This window comes from Geobacillus sp. PLS 41 (genome assembly GCF_056494105.1).
Window position 1 is genome coordinate 1,942,163 of record NZ_CM151395.1, and the last position, 14,705, is coordinate 1,956,867.

Genomic DNA, 14,705 nt, shown 5'->3' on the forward strand with positions numbered 1-14,705 from the left:
TTACAAGTTTTCACTTCAACGGGTGAAGTACACGTTGTCTACTACACTAATATAATCAATTCTCGGCTGGTAGCCAAGCGGAATGGAATGTCCATGCCGTTCGATCTCTTGTTTCGGAATCGACTTTCGTCCGCCGGCTTCCTGTTTGTTCCACCAAGCGATCAAATGAGAGGCGTCAAGCAAATACGTTTCATTGAGCAAAGAAAAACGCAAAATCGCAAAACAAATGCCGCCGTGGGCGACGACTTGCTCCATATGGCGGATTTGATGAGCGTGGAAATTTTTCAGCGGAAACGCCGTTTTGTTTTTTGTCTCTTTCGCCTCAAAGTCGATGTACTTGCCGCGGTACACACCGTTGTAGTCGGTCGTCGACGCTTGCCGGAAGTAGGCTTCGGTAATGACGGCGGCGCTCCGTTTCGGATAGTCGACGCGCACGATTTGCACCGGGGTCGGCTTTTTATGGATGACCGCGATGCCGCGTTCCCGGTAATATTCATTCGTCGCGTTTAAGTCGTCTTCGAGCGTCATGCCGCGATTGGCATAATCGGCCGCCGGCCGGCGCGCGGCGTTCGGCTTGTTTCCGCGATACTCTTTTCCGCTCGGGTATTTGAGTGCCATCGCGTTCATCTCCTTTGAATGGTTTTTATTATACCATACGCTCCGGTCATATGCGCTCTTTTTCTTTTCCTCCTTTCGACTGAAGGCAAGCGAAGGAGGTCAATGTCGAATGGCGGCTGCTTGCCACTTTCTTTGCCGAATTCGTTCTACTTTTGTCGCCGCAGCAGGAGTCGTCCTTCCCGCCGCGAATGGAATATCATCATGCGAGAAATGGGGGAGAGGGAATGGAAAAACGGCTCGTGAAAAAAGAGGAGATCGAAAAGCAGCTGCAGGAAATAGTTGCACTCATCGAGCAGGTCGATGCGAAAATGGAAAAAGTGATCGCCGATGTCATCGAAGAGCGTTATGCGCAAAATCAAGCGCAGCTCGGGCGCCTTGAAGGGCAGATCGCCGGCGTGGAACAGCGGCTTGAGAAGGAGAAGCAGCGTGCTGCACTTCCGCTTTCGTCGAAACTGTATTTGGTGTGAGCCGGTCGGTATGGTATCATCAAACAGAAGCGCATCGCGGCAAAACGCATCCGTTCTCCGGGCCATAGGGCACAGGGCAAACCGGATTTGCCGGCATGGATAAAGGAGGAGGCGCCATGGAAAAAGAGCTTAAGGCGTTGACGAAGCGCCTGCAACAATACAACGAACAGTTGCTTTTGATCGCCCGGCGCGCCCGCGAGCAGAACGAGGAGCCGGATTTTTTTGGCGACGTGAAACCGATGGCCGAAGAGGTGCAGGCCGTTGCCGAACGGTGGAAGGACGCCGCTTCCCGCTGGGTCCGCCATGCGCGGCCGAAATATGTCCATGAGCGGCAAATTGAGGCCGCCGCCGACCATATGGCGAAGCTGTGCGTTGAGGCATTTTATCCATCCGTTCCTGAGCGCCGCATCAAGCAATACAGCCAGGCCGTCGCTTATACGCTGGCGCTTGTCAAGGAACGGCTTGACGACACGAGCGAAGCAGGCAAGGAGAGGTTTTGACGGGGCAGGAGAAAGCGGCCGCACGGAAAAAGGGGCTGACCCAAAACGCGAGTGCGTTTTGGATTAGCCTCCTTTTTTGTTTTATGTGTCTTTGCCTGTTGTGATCGAGACAGGGCCGCCTTCTGCAGTAGCGACGGTGTTGATCTCGTATTCGACCCGCTCCGTATGCTTGGGCGGCGCTGGTTTTCCATGTTTCGGCTTTTCATGGTCATGGCCTTTCAATTTATGGTTAAAGTGGACGCCTCGACCCATCGCCAATCCCCCCTTGTACGACAATTCCTCTTGCCTCTTTAGGGTGGGAAGAAACATCGTTTTTTATGCGTCTTGAGGAACAGGGGCAAAAAAAAAGAAGGGAAAAGCTCCCTCATCGTCCTACAGCCCAGCGTATTCCCCTGCTTCATCCGGCTGAGAGGCGCCGGCTTTTTCGAGCTCACGCACGAGATCGCGGTACTCGGCGAGCGAAATTTCCCCGCGCAAATACAGACGGCGGGCAAAATCAAGCAGTTCGTTCGCCTCAGCCGGTTCGCAATGTTTGACCGCCATAAACTTATGCTTTAACTCCGTCACGTTCATTGATGCTTTTCCCCCTTCCCCTTTTTTACATCGTACCATGAAAATAGGGAGAAAGAATGATTTCGGAAAATTAAAACTTCCGACAAGAGGTGACATGTCCGCACACGTCGTCAGGCGTTTGCACATATACTAGTGGCAGCTCGCCTCCTTAGCCTAGGGGGAATCGATTATCAAACATGGGGGAGAGGAGACATGCACCGTTATCCGCGCCCAGTTTCGCCGCCGGTTTATGGACCATACGGCTCAGGCGGCCATTATAGTCCTTATTTTCACTATGGGGTTTCATCCTTCCCATCGGCGCCGGTTCACTGGCCTCATCTTCCGTCCGGCCATGCCGCGCCTCCCTCGTATCCGATGCCGTATCCAAAGCCAGGACCGCTTTTGCCGCCGCCGCGCCCGTCGTTTCTCGCCCAGTTTAAAAACAGCGACGGAACGTACGATATCAACAAAATGATGAGTACCGTGGGGCAAATGATCAATACGGTCAATCAAGTGAATGGCGTGTTGAAAGGATTGCTCGGTACGTTTAAAAAATGAAACCGCGTCATGGCGCGACGGTCGAGCGCGCTTGAAAAAGGGAAACCGCTCCGCCGTTTGCACGGGGAGCGGTTGTCACGTTGTCAAATGAGCAACTCATACACTTCATTGAGCTGATACACGCGCTCATAATCGCGCTCATCCATCGCATAGCGGATTTCATGGGGCAAAATGCGGTCCAAAAAGGCGCTTTCTTCTTGCGTTAAGTCGCGGACAAATTCCCCTTCGCCTCGGTATGGTTTGCTGATCAGTTTTTTGTAAATGCGTTTTGGGGTGTCGCTGTGGTGATCCAAATAGTTGGACAGCACTTCGCGCAAGTAAGCGAGTGTTTGTTCCATCATCGTCCGCCCCCTTCAAAAAAAGAGACAAACTCTTTGCTTGTGTTTGTGCGGCCTTGGACGTACGGATTTTCTTCCGTCACGCGGTCCGGGTCGAGGTTTGTTTTGATGACAAGCATCGGCTCATCCGACGGCTCGTTGATCAGTCGGTCGTTCAATTGTTTGAAATCGGGCAGTTTCGCCATTCGTTTTGCACCTCCTATCAGTAGCGTAGCTTGTCAGCCGAGAAAGTATGTATGCATCGTTTTGACCGCGGCAAGGCAAGCAAATGGCAAACAATAAGGGGGCGGCGGTGACAGACTGCAACGACAACTGGAAGCGGAAAAACAAATACACGAACAACCGTGAGGAAATCGCCAATGAATGGGTGATCAAAAAAGGAACGCCGGAAGAGGGCGAACGTTCCGGAAATTCACTCCATAAACAATAGAAGATGGACAAGAAACAAGCCGCTCCCCATGCAGGGAACGGCTTGTTTCACGCCCAAGCGCGGCGCTGGCCGTTGCCAAAATGGTTTTTGAACGCACACACAGGCTGGATCGTCTTCAATCGATATCGATATATTTCCGTTTTTGCGGCAGCTGGATGGTGAGCGTCCCATTTTGAAACGAGGCTTTCACCTCATGCTCAGCGACCGGATACGGAAACGGAATCAGCCGCGCCACGCGCCGCCGTGCGTGGCGGCGTTCGTATACATGGCCGTGATGATCTGCCGATTCAATGGTTTCATTGTGATCGACGATCAGCTGCAGCCCATCTTCCTGCCATTGCAAGCTGATTTGTTCCCTTTTGATGTCAGGCAGCCGGACAATGATTTGGTAATCGTGCTTCGTCTCTTTCACCTCGATCGGAATGTACGCGGCAGCAAACGTTTGTGCGAAATAGTCATCGAGCGTTTCAAACAGTTTTTGCAGCGGCCGTTCATCAAACCATTGATTCATCATTTTCCGCAAATGATGGAACGGGTGATGGCCTCCCCCATTGGCTGGTGGTTGAAACGATTCATTCATTGCGCTTCCCTCCCTTTTTTCAAAACAGCGAAATGACTCTGTCGGGACGCTGCCGATTGGCAAGGCGATTCACTGTCAATGTATGTACGGAGCGAAAAAAAAGCTACTCCGTACTTTTTTAGGGAGTTTTCATCTTGTTTTAACCCAGATGGAATATAATGACACCACCATCCATGAGATGCACATCAATAACGCTGTCGGTTGCCCGGCGGCGGGAGGAGGGATGGCGCGATGCATTGGGTTCATTGGTTGGTGACATTGTTTTTTTCTGGAACAGCCGTGTCGCTTCTTTCCTATCAAGCGTTGGAAATCGTTCAAGCCATTGTCGATTGGATCGTTGACCGCCACTCGTAAACAGCTGCCTGCGCCGCTTTTGGCCGATTCATTTTTGAGGGCGTCTCGAACAGGCGCCCCATTCCTTTTTTGACTGCTGGCTGTCCGTTGGCGGTGGACGATTTGTTGTGTATAGTGAAAGATGTATAAAATGAAAGCAAACAGCCGCAATGGAGGAGGAGCAGCTGATGAACGGACGTATTTTATTGATTGAAGATGAAGCCGGGCTCGCCCGGTTTTTGGAGCTTGACTTAAAGCACGAAGGCTTTGACGTGCATGTATGCGCCGATGGACGCGAAGGGCTCGAGCTCGCTCTTTCGGAGCAGTGGGATCTCATTTTGCTTGATGTGATGCTGCCGCGTTTAAATGGCATGGAAGTATGCCGCCGCATCCGGGCGGCGAAATCGACGCCGATCATGATGATCACAGCGCGCGACAGCGTGTTTGACCGCGTCATGGGGCTCGATAACGGGGCCGATGACTACATCGTCAAACCGTTTGCCATTGAAGAGCTGCTCGCCCGCATCCGCGCCTTGTTCCGCCGCGTTCATCCGGAAGCGAACGCCCAAGTGTTGACGTTTAAAGATTTAGTCGTTGACGTGCAGGCGCGCACAGTGAAAAAAGGAGACGAATTTATTGAGCTGACGAAGCGCGAATACGATTTGCTCGTCGCCTTTATGCAAAACATCAATGTTGTCTTGACGCGTGATGCGCTCCTTGACAAAGTGTGGGGGTTCGACGCCGAGGTTGAGACGAACGTCGTTGACGTCTACGTTCGCTATTTGCGGCAAAAGCTTGACGAACACGATAAAGAGCGGTATATCCAAACGGTGCGCGGCACGGGATATGTGATGCGGCCATGAAGAGGGAGGCGATTCGCCGGCTTTCGCTGAAAGGGAAGCTGACCGTTTTGTCGGCCGGGGCGATTTTCATTACGTATTTTGTGTTTACGTTTTTGCAATATCATATGGTCAAACAATGGCTGCTGAAGGAAGAAGAAAAAACGATGGAACAAACGGTGGCGGAAATTGAAACATATTACGCGGAAAAACGTAATCTATCATGGGAAGGGATTCGCCGCAGCCGCGCGTTTTTGGAAAAGCTGAATGAACGCTACCAGCTCATTCGCGTTACGGATGAGAAAGGAAACGTCATCGTCTCCGTTTCAAATGGGGCGGCGGTGTCGCTATCGCCAAGCGAGATGCCCGACAAGCGGAAGATGGATGAGCATTTCATCAACAATGAACGGTTTTTGCTGCTCCGTCAGCCGCTGCATATCGGCAACTTGCATGGAACGATCGAGATCGCCCGTCGGCTGGCGAGGTTCCAGCAAGTGACCAACACACTCTTTCTCATCATGACGGCGATCGGCTTTTTGGCCATGGCGGCAAGCGCTGTCGCCGGCCGGTTCGTGGCGCAAAGCTTCGTCCGGCCGTTGCAAACGCTGGCCAAAACGATGGCGGACATTCAAAACAACGGGCTGAAACGGCGCATTGATGTGCCTCCGGCGCGCGATGAAATCGCGGAACTGATGGTGATGTTCAACGGCATGATGGATGAAATTGAGCGGTCGTTCGCCATGCAGCGGCAATTTGTCGAGGATGCGTCCCATGAACTGCGCACACCGCTCGCCATTTTGCAAGGCCATCTTTCGTTGCTGCAACGATGGGGAAAGCACAATCCAGAGATTTTAGAAGAATCGCTCGAGGCGGCGGTGAAAGAAGCGGAGCGGCTGAAGCGGCTCGTTCTCGAGCTTCTTGACTTGTCGCGCGCCGAGGCGATCACGGTGCCGGATGAGGTCGCGCCGATGGATGCCGCGGCGGCTGTCGGACAAGTCGTCAAAAATTTCCGCGTCTTGCACCCGGATTTCCAATTTCTGATTGACCAGCCGGATAAGCCGATTGCGCGCGCGGCGATGGCGAAACATCATTTTGAACAATTGCTGTTCATTTTGCTTGACAATGCGGTAAAATATTCTCAGCGAGTGAAACAAATCGCGATTTCCTTGCGCGAGGAAGGGCCGTTTGTCATCGTGTCCATCCGTGATTATGGCATTGGCATCCCAAAAGAGGAGCTGAAAAACGTCTTTTTGCGCTTTTACCGCGTCGACAAGGCGCGCAGCCGCGAACAAGGCGGCGCCGGGCTCGGCCTTTCGATTGCCAAGGAGATCATCGATAAGTACGGCGGGCAAATTGCGTTGGAAAGCGAAGTTGGGAAAGGAACGACGGTGGAGCTCGCCATTCCGAAAGCGGAATAGGAGAGGAGCGTGAGGCAATGGGACATCCCCATGAGGAAGAGGCGGCAAGCAAAAAAGTGATTCATCACCTCGTTGAAAAATTCCGCAAGCGCGGGGTGAAAATCGCGACATGCAAACCGCGGACGATGATGTCACTGTCATGCTTAGATGAGATCGACAAAATGAGAGGATGAATCGAAGAAAAGAAAATGGAAGCGAAACAGCGCATCATTCCGGCCATTAAAACGATGAAGCAATTTGACGCCTTTTTGTCAAGCGGTTACACGGTCGGCGTGTTGCTTGAGGTGCATATTGCCCAGTTAAAAAGCATCTTTGCCTATGCGCGCCGGCATGGCAAGGAGTTGATCATTCACGTCGACTTGGTGCAAGGGCTGAGTCATGATGAACATGCGGCGGAATACCTTTGCCAAGAGTTCCGCCCTCATGGCCTCATTTCCACGAAAGCGGGCGTCATTATGAAGGCGCGTCAAAAACGCGTCTTGGCCGTGCAACGCATCTTTTTGCTCGATTCCCACGCTTTAGAGAAAAGCTACCAGCTGATCGCCAAAACGAATCCGGATTGCATTGAAGTCATCCCGGGCGCCATGCCGCACATCATCCGCGAAGTGAAAGAACGGACCGGAAAACCGATTTACGCCGGCGGGCTCATCCGCACGGTCGATGATGTCGAGCGGGCGCTTGCAGCTGGGGCGGTGGCGGTGACCACGTCAAACGAAACATTATGGCGCCACTACAATGGATAATGCGTTGAGCTGGTCAAATCGGCCGCAGTCTGCTACAATAAAGGTAACAAGTTAATCATCAGTCAGGAGACAGGGAGAGACCATGCATGCATGGTAGGCGAAAGGCTTATCGTGTTTGCAATGGTCTCTTTTTGTCTTTTTCAAAGGAGGAATCATGCATGGCGTTCTCAAGCAAACATCGGAGCGATGTTCTTCAAGCGATGAGCGAAAAACAATATGATCTTCTGATCATCGGTGGAGGGATCACCGGCTCTGGCATCGCCCTGGATGCCGTCTCGCGCGGCATGACGGTCGCGCTTGTCGAGATGCAAGATTTTGCCGCCGGCACGTCAAGTCGGTCGACGAAGCTCGTTCACGGCGGCTTGCGCTACTTGAAGCAGTTCGAGGTGAAGCTTGTCGCGGAAGTCGGGCGCGAACGGGCGATTGTGTATGAAAACGGCCCGCACGTCACCACACCGGAGTGGATGCTGCTGCCCATTTATCGCGGCGGGACGTTTGGCAAATGGAGCACGTCGGTCGGCCTTTGGCTGTATGACCGGCTGGCTGGCGTCAAGCCAAGCGAGCGGCGCACGATGCTTGATGCCCGGCAGACGTTGGAAAAAGAGCCGCTCTTAAAGCGCGATGGCCTCCTTGGCGGCGGCTATTACGTCGAATACCGGACCGACGACGCCCGCCTGACGATCGAAGTGATCAAAAAAGCGGTCGAGCTTGGCGCCGACGCCGTCAACTATGTAAAAGCCGAACAGTTTTTGTACGACGAGCGCGGCCGCGCGATCGGCGCCCGCTGCCGCGACCTGATCGGCGGACGAGTGTATGACATCCGCGCCAAAAAAGTCGTCAATGCCGCTGGACCATGGGTGGATGCGCTGCGCGACAAAGACGGATCGAAAACCGGCAAACGCCTCCAACTGACCAAAGGCGTCCACATCGTCATCGACCAAAAGCGGTTTCCGCTCAAGCAGGCAGTCTATTTTGACACCCCGGACGGCCGGATGGTGTTTGCCATTCCGCGGGATGGGAAAACGTATGTCGGCACGACCGATACATTTTATGACGATGATCCCGCTCATCCGGCCATGACCGAAGAAGACCGTGATTACTTATTGCAGGCGATTCACTACATGTTCCCGTCCGTCGGCGTCACTGCCGACGATGTCGAGTCGAGCTGGGCTGGCGTCCGTCCGCTCATTTATGAAGAAGGGAAAGACCCGTCGGAAATTTCCCGCAAAGACGAGATTTGGACATCGCCATCCGGCCTCATTACGATTGCCGGCGGCAAGCTGACCGGCTACCGGAAAATGGCCGAGACCGTCGTCGATCTTGTCGCCAAGCAGCTGGAGAAAGAAGAAGGAAAAGCGTTCGGACCGTGTCGAACGAAACAATTGCCGATCTCCGGCGGCGATGTCGGCGGCTCGCACCGCCTCCCTGCCTTCATCGCCGAAAAAGCGGACGAAGCGGTGCGCTATGGATTGACGAAAGAAGCGGGAGCGCGGCTGGCGAGACAATACGGCACAAATGTCGACCAGCTGTTTGCTTTAAGCCAGCAATACGACCGTTCATCTGGCTTAACGCGCGAAACGTTCATCCGCCTCGTCTACGCCATGGAGGAAGAAATGGCGGCCAAACCGGTCGACTACTTCATCCGCCGCACCGGAGCGCTGTTATTTGACATCGATTCTGTCCGGCGGGAGAAAGAGGCGGTTGTGGCGTTTATGGCGCGGTATTTGGGGTGGACGGGGGAAGAGCGGGACGTGTATGAGAAAGAACTTGACAAGGAACTGCGACGAGCGGTGTTGGCAGAGGAAGGAGCGAAGTGAACCAATGATCATGAAGGAAATGATGAGCGCCTGAATCCAGGCGCTTTTTTGATGGATCTTTTCGTAAAAATTAAGTAAAATTTAAATAAAAAATCAAAGTGAGGGAAGAGGATGGCAGTTACATACAATCCGCAAACGAAGCAGTTTCATTTGCGGGCGGGCAAGGCAAGCTACGTGATGCAGCTTTTCCGCTCCGGCTATTTGGCGCATGTCTATTGGGGAAAAGCGGTGCGCGATGTTCGGGGGGCGCGGGCATTTCCGCGGCTGGATCGCGCGTTTTCCCCCAATCCCGCCCCATCCGACCGCACGTTTTCGCTCGATACGCTGCCGCAAGAATATCCAGCCTATGGGAATACCGATTTTCGTTCTCCGGCGTATCAAGTGCAGCTTGAGAACGGCTCGACCGTGACCGATTTGCGCTACAAAACGCACCGCATTTACAAAGGGAAGCCTAGACTTAACGGACTGCCGGCGACATACGTGGAGCATGAACAGGAAGCGGAGACGCTCGAAATTGTCCTTGGAGATGCGCTGATCGGTCTAGAGGTCACGTTGCAGTATACGGCGTATGAAAAATGGAACGTCATCACGCGCGCGGCCCGTTTTGAAAACAAAGGCGGCGAGCGGTTGAAACTGCTGCGTGCGCTCAGTATGAGCGTTGATTTCCCAACTGCTGACTATGATTGGATCCATCTCCCCGGAGCGTGGGGGCGCGAGCGCTGGATCGAGCGCCGCCCGCTTGTGACCGGCGTGCAAGCGGCGGAAAGCCGCCGCGGCGCGAGCAGCCACCAACAAAACCCATTTATCGCGCTCGTCGCCAAAAACGCCGATGAACACCAAGGCGAAGTATACGGGTTCAGCTTTGTGTACAGCGGCAATTTCCTCGCCCAAGTCGAGGTCGACCAGTTTCACACCGCCCGTGTCTCGATGGGAATCAACCCGTTTGATTTCACATGGCTATTGGAACCGGGTGAGTCGTTCCAAACGCCGGAAGTGGTCATGGTTTACTCCGACCAAGGGTTGAACGGGATGTCGCAAACGTACCACGAACTGTACCGCACCCGCCTGGCGCGCGGCGCATTCCGCGACCGCGAACGCCCGATTTTGATCAACAACTGGGAAGCAACGTACTTCGATTTTAACGAAGAAAAACTCGTCAACATTGCGAAAACGGCAGCGAAACTAGGCATCGAACTGTTTGTGCTTGACGATGGCTGGTTTGGCGAGCGCGATGACGACCGCCGGTCGCTCGGCGATTGGATCGTCAACCGGCGCAAGCTTCCGAACGGCTTGGACGGGCTGGCAAAACAAGTAAACGAACTTGGACTCCAGTTCGGCTTATGGGTCGAACCGGAAATGGTGTCGCCAAACAGCGAACTGTACCGGAAACATCCCGACTGGTGTCTCCATGTGCCGAACCGCCCGCGCTCTGAAGGACGAAACCAGCTTGTGCTCGATTATTCCCGCGAAGACGTTTGCGACTATATCATCGAGACGATCTCGAACGTCCTCGCAAGCGCGCCGATCACGTACGTGAAATGGGACATGAACCGCCATATGACGGAAATCGGCTCGGCTGCCCTGCCGCCCGAGCGCCAGCGCGAAACGGCGCACCGCTATATGCTTGGGCTGTACCGCGTCATGGACGAGATTACCTCGCGCTTTCCGCACATTTTGTTTGAAAGCTGTTCGGGAGGCGGGGGGCGGTTTGACCCGGGGATGCTGTATTATATGCCGCAAACGTGGACGAGCGACAATACCGATGCCGTCTCGCGCCTGAAAATTCAATACGGCACGAGCCTCGTCTATCCGATTAGTGCAATGGGCGCCCACGTCTCGGCGGTGCCGAACCACCAAGTCGGGCGGGTGGCGTCGCTCAAGACGCGCGGCCATGTCGCGATGTCAGGCAACTTCGGCTATGAGCTCGATATCACGAAATTGACGGAAACAGAAAAACAAATGATTAAGCAACAAGTCGCGTTTTACAAGGACGTGCGCCGCCTCGTCCAGTTCGGCACGTTTTATCGGTTGTTAAGCCCATTTGAGGGCAATGAAGCAGCATGGATGTTCGTCTCTGCCGACCGCTCGGAAGCGCTCGTCGCCTACTTCCGCGTTCTGGCCGAAGCGAACGCGCCGCTGTCATACCTGCGCTTAAAAGGGCTTGACCCGAATCAAGACTACGAAATCGAGGGACTTGGCGTTTACGGCGGCGACGAGCTGATGTATGCCGGAGTGGCCTTGCCGTACCGCTCTGGCGATTTTATCAGTATGATGTGGCGATTGAAAGCTGTTCAACGATAAGAAGGGATGCTGTCGCTCGAGCCTATGCACCAGTCATAAACGAATTGAACCCGGTGTCTTAGATGCCGGGTTCAAACTGTTTGAGCTTCTCGATGATGCGACGCTTCCGATAGAGCATCTTCCCGGTTTCGGCGATGTCTTCCATAAACGATTTGTTAAACAGCGAACCGAAAATGACGCCGATGATCGGAACGGCTTGAAACAGCTTTTTCCATCCGTATTGGTCGCGGAACGTCATCATCACTTCCCGCCAGCCTTGCAGTTCGGAAAAGACGCGCCCGCGTTCATGGGAGAACGACGAAAGTTCGTCCAAAATCGCTTTTTTCCCGACAATGTCCGCCGCGGCAAACTGAAGGCATTTGACGACAAACACGCGCTCCTCTTTTTCCTTCGGGTCATATCCGTACACGATGGCGATCTCTTGCAGCGTTTTCAGCGCTAAGCCGAGAAGCGCCGGAATGTCCACCGCCAGCGTCAGCGCCCCGCCAATTCCAGTTGCCGCCCCTTGCAGCTGGGCGAACGTGACGCGCGCATCGATCAATTCATCGCAGACGCGATCCATTGTCTCAAGCGGCAAGTGCGGCACTTGCGCAAGCGACGATACCCCGAGCCGAGTGAATATTTTCTTTTCATTCACTAAATATTGCCCGCCGCTTTGAATATAGCTGCCCAACTCATCAAGCAGCTGCCCGAGTTTTCGATGGACGACTTTTGGCGTCAGCTTATCCAGCACTTGAAATGGCAAGCGGCCAAGCTTTTCCCAAAACCATAGGTCTTTTTGGGAGTGTTCCCACTGTTCGATTTGCTTTAACTCTTTTTGTAGCTGCAGTTTGGCGTCCATGTTTGGGCCTCCTGTTCCTTCTTAAATGTTAATGTTTAGGATAGGTTGATTTTAACGAATTATACGGACAAGGAGGGCATTTTGTTTCTGACAAGAAGCCTGCAGTCATGAACAAACATCAAAGTAGGAGTTTTTCATTGACGAATAGTAAAATTTTAACTAAAATATTTATTATAAGATGATCTTAAGGAGGCTCTTTCATGATTACAACCTTAAAACAACAATTTATCGAACTTTTCGGCGGCTTAGGCGAAGGCATCCGCACTTTCTTCGCCCCCGGCCGCGTCAATTTGATCGGTGAGCATACGGATTACAACGGCGGGCATGTGCTGCCGTGCGCGCTCGAGATCGGCACGTATGCGCTTGTCCGGCAAACGGATGAGCCGTTTGTCCGCCTTTACTCCCAAAACTTCCCGGAAACGGGAGTGATCACTGTCTCTTACGATGACTTGTCATACCGGAGCGAGCACGGCTGGGCGAACTACCCGAAAGGGATCTTGGCTGCGTTTCAAGCGCTCAGCCCGCTGGAGACCGGATTGGACATTTTGTATTACGGCACGATCCCGAACGGCGCAGGACTGTCGTCATCCGCGTCGATTGAGCTCGTGACCGCGGTCATGCTCAATGAACTGTTCAGGCGCGGGCTTGACCAGCTGGAACTTGTGAAAATGAGCCAAACCGTAGAAAATAAATACGTTGGCGTCCATTGCGGCATTATGGATCAGTTTGCCGTCGGCATGGGGAAACAAGATTGCGCCATTCTATTGAACTGCCAGACGCTCGAGTACCGCTATTTGCCGCTCGTGCTCAACGATTGTTCGATTGTCATCGCGAACACAAACAAAAAGCGCGGCTTGGCGGACTCGGCGTACAACGAGCGGCGGGCGACGTGCGAGGCGGCTCTCGCGAAGCTGCAAAGCGTGCGGAACATCGCCTCGCTCGGCGAGCTGACAAGCGCAGAGCTGGCCCGTTATGAACATCTTCTTTCCCCGCTTGAGCAAAAACGGGCCCGCCATGCGGTGACGGAAAACGAGCGGACTCTTGAAGCCGCCCGGGCGCTTGAGCGCGGAGACCTGATCCGCTTTGGCGAGTTGATGAAACAGTCGCATTTGTCGCTGCGCAATGATTACGAAGTGACAGGTGTTGAACTCGACACGCTCGTTGAAGCGGCATGGTCGCACGAAGGAACGGTCGGGGCGCGCATGACCGGAGCAGGATTCGGCGGCTGCACGGTGAACATTGTGAAAAAGGCATGCGTTCAAGATTTCATTGAACGGGTCGGAAACGCGTATGCCGAAAAAATCGGTTATGAAGCAAGCTTTTATGTCGTTGAAGTTGGTGACGGGGCGAGAGAACTCACGGAACTGGAGGAGATGAGCCGATGATTTTGGTTTGCGGAGGGGCAGGGTATATCGGCAGCCATGCGGTGTACCGTCTGCTTGAAAAAGGGGAGCGCGTGGTCGTGGTGGATAACTTGCAGACGGGGCACCGGGAGGCGGTTCACCCTGATGCGGTGTTTTGCCAAGGCGATATTCGCGACCGCGATTTTTTGCGCGAGGTGTTTCGCCAGCACGACATTGAGGCGGTCATTCATTTTGCGGCGAACTCATTGGTCGGCGAAAGCATGGAAGAGCCGCTGAAATATTACGACAACAATGTGTACGGCACACAAGTGCTGCTTGAAGTGATGAGAGAATTTGGCGTCAAGCAAATCGTCTTTTCTTCAACCGCCGCGGTGTATGGGGAGCCGAAACAAATCCCGATCGTCGAAACCGACCCGACGGAACCGACGAACGCGTATGGAGAAACGAAGCTGGCGATGGAAAAAATGATGAAATGGGCGGACCGCGCCTATGGCATCCGCTCGATTTCGCTCCGCTACTTTAATGTCGCCGGGGCGTACGGCACGACAATCGGTGAGGACCACAACCCGGAGACGCATCTGATTCCATTGATTTTAAAAGTGCCGCTTGGCCAGCGCGAGGAAATCTACATTTTCGGCGATGACTACGACACGCCCGACGGCACGTGCATCCGCGACTACATTCATGTGCTTGATCTCGTCGATGCCCATTGGCTGGCGCTCGAGAAATTGCGGAGCGGGGCAGACAGCGATGTATACAATTTAGGCAACGGAAATGGATTTAGCGTCAAAGAAGTGATCGAAGCGGCTCGGCAAGTGACCGGACACCCGATCCCCGCCCGCGTCGTGGCGCGGCGCCCGGGCGATCCGGCGAGACTTGTCGCTTCATCGGAAAAAGCAAAGCGCGAGCTCGGCTGGGAGCCGAAATACCCGTCCATTACGGATATCGTCGCGTCGGCATGGGAATGGCATCAAGCGCGGCCAAACGGATATCGGGGTGTGTAAAC

The 14,705-nt window shown here is 53.8% G+C and carries 20 protein-coding genes; 13 read left to right on the forward strand and 7 right to left on the reverse strand.

Features of this window, described 5'->3' with window-relative positions; all coding sequences use genetic code 11:
• Positions 1-15 precede the first annotated feature (15 nt).
• The gene (gene recU / locus ACVX3G_RS09740) at positions 16-618 is read right to left on the reverse strand and encodes a Holliday junction resolvase RecU (protein WP_011231652.1); all 603 of its coding nucleotides are present in this window, start codon (positions 616-618) and stop codon (positions 16-18) included.
• A gap of 224 nt (positions 619-842) precedes the next feature.
• Between recU and ACVX3G_RS09745 the strand changes: the two genes are divergently transcribed.
• Both ACVX3G_RS09745 and ACVX3G_RS09750 read left to right on the forward strand, forming a co-directional pair.
• Positions 843-1,085 carry a hypothetical protein gene (locus ACVX3G_RS09745; protein WP_020278332.1) on the forward strand — a complete coding sequence of 81 codons (243 nt, stop codon included), beginning with the start codon at positions 843-845 and terminating at the stop codon, positions 1,083-1,085.
• A gap of 116 nt (positions 1,086-1,201) precedes the next feature.
• Positions 1,202-1,585 (forward strand): YppE family protein, encoded by a 384-nt coding sequence (locus tag ACVX3G_RS09750; RefSeq protein WP_015375251.1) that lies wholly within the window; start codon positions 1,202-1,204, stop codon positions 1,583-1,585.
• Between the two features lie 81 nt (positions 1,586-1,666).
• Here ACVX3G_RS09750 and ACVX3G_RS09755 read toward each other — a convergent pair whose 3' ends face one another.
• Positions 1,667-1,837: a hypothetical protein gene (locus ACVX3G_RS09755; RefSeq protein WP_013144930.1), complete on the reverse strand. Its 171-nt coding sequence runs from the start codon at positions 1,835-1,837 to the stop codon at positions 1,667-1,669.
• Between the two features lie 120 nt (positions 1,838-1,957).
• Positions 1,958-2,158, reverse strand: a complete 201-nt coding sequence (locus ACVX3G_RS09760; protein WP_011231648.1) for a YppF family protein — start codon at positions 2,156-2,158, stop codon at positions 1,958-1,960.
• Positions 2,159-2,350: 192 nt separating this feature from the next.
• Between ACVX3G_RS09760 and ACVX3G_RS09765 the strand changes: the two genes are divergently transcribed.
• Positions 2,351-2,695 carry a YppG family protein gene (locus tag ACVX3G_RS09765; protein ID WP_013144931.1) on the forward strand — a complete coding sequence of 115 codons (345 nt, stop codon included), beginning with the start codon at positions 2,351-2,353 and terminating at the stop codon, positions 2,693-2,695.
• Between the two features lie 83 nt (positions 2,696-2,778).
• Here the strand turns inward: ACVX3G_RS09765 and ACVX3G_RS09770 are convergent, their stop codons facing one another.
• Both ACVX3G_RS09770 and ACVX3G_RS09775 read right to left on the reverse strand, forming a co-directional pair.
• Complete coding sequence (locus ACVX3G_RS09770; protein WP_015375250.1) at positions 2,779-3,033, reverse strand: sigma-G-dependent sporulation-specific acid-soluble spore protein CsgA; 255 nt, start codon at positions 3,031-3,033, stop codon at positions 2,779-2,781.
• Positions 3,033-3,218 carry a hypothetical protein gene (locus ACVX3G_RS09775; protein ID WP_011231645.1) on the reverse strand — a complete coding sequence of 62 codons (186 nt, stop codon included), beginning with the start codon at positions 3,216-3,218 and terminating at the stop codon, positions 3,033-3,035. The genes ACVX3G_RS09770 and ACVX3G_RS09775 overlap by 1 nt, the downstream gene beginning before the upstream one ends.
• A gap of 83 nt (positions 3,219-3,301) precedes the next feature.
• On the opposite strand from ACVX3G_RS09775, the gene ACVX3G_RS09780 reads away from it, so the two are divergent.
• Positions 3,302-3,463, forward strand: coding sequence for a hypothetical protein (locus tag ACVX3G_RS09780; RefSeq protein ID WP_015375249.1), 162 nt, complete (start codon positions 3,302-3,304; stop codon positions 3,461-3,463).
• Positions 3,464-3,578: 115 nt separating this feature from the next.
• On the opposite strand, the gene ACVX3G_RS09785 is transcribed toward ACVX3G_RS09780, so the two are convergent.
• Positions 3,579-4,043, reverse strand: a complete 465-nt coding sequence (locus tag ACVX3G_RS09785; protein ID WP_011231644.1) for an Hsp20/alpha crystallin family protein — start codon at positions 4,041-4,043, stop codon at positions 3,579-3,581.
• A gap of 231 nt (positions 4,044-4,274) precedes the next feature.
• Between ACVX3G_RS09785 and ACVX3G_RS09790 the strand changes: the two genes are divergently transcribed.
• From ACVX3G_RS09790 to ACVX3G_RS09820, 7 genes are all read left to right on the forward strand, one after another.
• Positions 4,275-4,397: a hypothetical protein gene (locus ACVX3G_RS09790; protein ID WP_013524106.1), complete on the forward strand. Its 123-nt coding sequence runs from the start codon at positions 4,275-4,277 to the stop codon at positions 4,395-4,397.
• 167 nt (positions 4,398-4,564) lie between these two features.
• On the forward strand, positions 4,565-5,239 hold the full coding sequence (locus tag ACVX3G_RS09795) for a response regulator transcription factor (RefSeq protein ID WP_033012343.1): 675 nt from the start codon (positions 4,565-4,567) through the stop codon (positions 5,237-5,239).
• Positions 5,236-6,633: a HAMP domain-containing sensor histidine kinase gene (locus ACVX3G_RS09800; RefSeq protein WP_011231641.1), complete on the forward strand. Its 1,398-nt coding sequence runs from the start codon at positions 5,236-5,238 to the stop codon at positions 6,631-6,633. Before ACVX3G_RS09795 ends, ACVX3G_RS09800 begins: the two co-directional genes overlap by 4 nt.
• A gap of 17 nt (positions 6,634-6,650) precedes the next feature.
• Positions 6,651-6,806 (forward strand): hypothetical protein, encoded by a 156-nt coding sequence (locus tag ACVX3G_RS09805; protein ID WP_011231640.1) that lies wholly within the window; start codon positions 6,651-6,653, stop codon positions 6,804-6,806.
• A gap of 15 nt (positions 6,807-6,821) precedes the next feature.
• Positions 6,822-7,376: a glycerol-3-phosphate responsive antiterminator gene (locus ACVX3G_RS09810; protein ID WP_011231639.1), complete on the forward strand. Its 555-nt coding sequence runs from the start codon at positions 6,822-6,824 to the stop codon at positions 7,374-7,376.
• Between the two features lie 158 nt (positions 7,377-7,534).
• A complete protein-coding gene (locus tag ACVX3G_RS09815) occupies positions 7,535-9,193 on the forward strand; it encodes a glycerol-3-phosphate dehydrogenase/oxidase (protein WP_020278340.1) in 1,659 nt (552 codons plus the stop codon).
• Positions 9,194-9,304: 111 nt separating this feature from the next.
• Positions 9,305-11,494: an alpha-galactosidase gene (locus ACVX3G_RS09820; RefSeq protein WP_020278341.1), complete on the forward strand. Its 2,190-nt coding sequence runs from the start codon at positions 9,305-9,307 to the stop codon at positions 11,492-11,494.
• Positions 11,495-11,552: 58 nt separating this feature from the next.
• Here the strand turns inward: ACVX3G_RS09820 and ACVX3G_RS09825 are convergent, their stop codons facing one another.
• The gene (locus ACVX3G_RS09825) at positions 11,553-12,335 is read right to left on the reverse strand and encodes an EcsC family protein (RefSeq protein ID WP_318549665.1); all 783 of its coding nucleotides are present in this window, start codon (positions 12,333-12,335) and stop codon (positions 11,553-11,555) included.
• Positions 12,336-12,535: 200 nt separating this feature from the next.
• On the opposite strand from ACVX3G_RS09825, the gene ACVX3G_RS09830 reads away from it, so the two are divergent.
• On the forward strand, positions 12,536-13,720 hold the full coding sequence (locus tag ACVX3G_RS09830; RefSeq protein WP_144329657.1) for a galactokinase: 1,185 nt from the start codon (positions 12,536-12,538) through the stop codon (positions 13,718-13,720).
• Complete coding sequence (gene galE / locus ACVX3G_RS09835; protein ID WP_011231634.1) at positions 13,717-14,703, forward strand: UDP-glucose 4-epimerase GalE; 987 nt, start codon at positions 13,717-13,719, stop codon at positions 14,701-14,703. The genes ACVX3G_RS09830 and galE overlap by 4 nt, the downstream gene beginning before the upstream one ends.
• The last annotated feature ends 2 nt before the right edge of the window (positions 14,704-14,705 follow it).

Excerpts from the sequence above, each read along its gene's own strand:
- recU (WP_011231652.1), bottom strand. The coding sequence starts at position 618 with ATGGCACTCAAATACCCGAGCGGAAAAGAGTATCGCGGAAACAAGCCG.
- ACVX3G_RS09745 (WP_020278332.1), top strand. The coding sequence starts at position 843 with ATGGAAAAACGGCTCGTGAAAAAAGAGGAGATCGAAAAGCAGCTGCAG.
- ACVX3G_RS09750 (WP_015375251.1), top strand. The coding sequence starts at position 1,202 with ATGGAAAAAGAGCTTAAGGCGTTGACGAAGCGCCTGCAACAATACAAC.
- ACVX3G_RS09755 (WP_013144930.1), bottom strand. The coding sequence starts at position 1,837 with ATGGGTCGAGGCGTCCACTTTAACCATAAATTGAAAGGCCATGACCAT.
- ACVX3G_RS09760 (WP_011231648.1), bottom strand. The coding sequence starts at position 2,158 with ATGAACGTGACGGAGTTAAAGCATAAGTTTATGGCGGTCAAACATTGC.
- ACVX3G_RS09765 (WP_013144931.1), top strand. The coding sequence starts at position 2,351 with ATGCACCGTTATCCGCGCCCAGTTTCGCCGCCGGTTTATGGACCATAC.
- ACVX3G_RS09770 (WP_015375250.1), bottom strand. The coding sequence starts at position 3,033 with ATGGAACAAACACTCGCTTACTTGCGCGAAGTGCTGTCCAACTATTTG.
- ACVX3G_RS09775 (WP_011231645.1), bottom strand. The coding sequence starts at position 3,218 with ATGGCGAAACTGCCCGATTTCAAACAATTGAACGACCGACTGATCAAC.
- ACVX3G_RS09780 (WP_015375249.1), top strand. The coding sequence starts at position 3,302 with ATGGCAAACAATAAGGGGGCGGCGGTGACAGACTGCAACGACAACTGG.
- ACVX3G_RS09785 (WP_011231644.1), bottom strand. The coding sequence starts at position 4,043 with ATGAATGAATCGTTTCAACCACCAGCCAATGGGGGAGGCCATCACCCG.
- ACVX3G_RS09790 (WP_013524106.1), top strand. The coding sequence starts at position 4,275 with ATGCATTGGGTTCATTGGTTGGTGACATTGTTTTTTTCTGGAACAGCC.
- ACVX3G_RS09795 (WP_033012343.1), top strand. The coding sequence starts at position 4,565 with ATGAACGGACGTATTTTATTGATTGAAGATGAAGCCGGGCTCGCCCGG.
- ACVX3G_RS09800 (WP_011231641.1), top strand. The coding sequence starts at position 5,236 with ATGAAGAGGGAGGCGATTCGCCGGCTTTCGCTGAAAGGGAAGCTGACC.
- ACVX3G_RS09805 (WP_011231640.1), top strand. The coding sequence starts at position 6,651 with ATGGGACATCCCCATGAGGAAGAGGCGGCAAGCAAAAAAGTGATTCAT.
- ACVX3G_RS09810 (WP_011231639.1), top strand. The coding sequence starts at position 6,822 with ATGGAAGCGAAACAGCGCATCATTCCGGCCATTAAAACGATGAAGCAA.
- ACVX3G_RS09815 (WP_020278340.1), top strand. The coding sequence starts at position 7,535 with ATGGCGTTCTCAAGCAAACATCGGAGCGATGTTCTTCAAGCGATGAGC.
- ACVX3G_RS09820 (WP_020278341.1), top strand. The coding sequence starts at position 9,305 with ATGGCAGTTACATACAATCCGCAAACGAAGCAGTTTCATTTGCGGGCG.
- ACVX3G_RS09825 (WP_318549665.1), bottom strand. The coding sequence starts at position 12,335 with ATGGACGCCAAACTGCAGCTACAAAAAGAGTTAAAGCAAATCGAACAG.
- ACVX3G_RS09830 (WP_144329657.1), top strand. The coding sequence starts at position 12,536 with ATGATTACAACCTTAAAACAACAATTTATCGAACTTTTCGGCGGCTTA.
- galE (WP_011231634.1), top strand. The coding sequence starts at position 13,717 with ATGATTTTGGTTTGCGGAGGGGCAGGGTATATCGGCAGCCATGCGGTG.